This window comes from Campylobacter sp. US25a (assembly GCF_004379075.1).
Lineage (GTDB): Bacteria > Campylobacterota > Campylobacteria > Campylobacterales > Campylobacteraceae > Campylobacter_D > Campylobacter_D jejuni.
The window spans coordinates 1-296 of the sequence record NZ_RYYM01000123.1 but is presented as its reverse complement, the minus strand read 5'-3'; the positions used below and the strand labels follow the sequence as shown (position 1 = coordinate 296).

Here is a 296-nt window from a genome sequence, read left to right as displayed (position 1 = left end):
ACTTGATACTCATATAAAGCTTCATTGTCTTTTCTAGTTTTTTTAAAGACAAGATCAGCAGAAAATCTATCTTCTATAATGGTAGAATAAGCTGTAGGATCTCCTATTTCACGTTTATTTTTTAAAATTAAACTTTTTGAAGATTCATTTTGAATATGTTTATCTTCTATATCATACCCTAACTTTATCCCATCTGCATAAAGCCACAAATGAGTAGTAAAAGCACTATCAAAAAAACATTTTTCATCATTCTCATAGATTAAATCAAGCATAGCATAACTAGCATCTGCTATATT

General features: G+C 27.7%; 1 pseudogene. It reads right to left on the bottom strand.

From position 1 onward, the window contains the following. A pseudogene (locus tag ELQ12_RS10300) lies at positions 1-296 on the bottom strand (hypothetical protein); the annotation flags it as partial.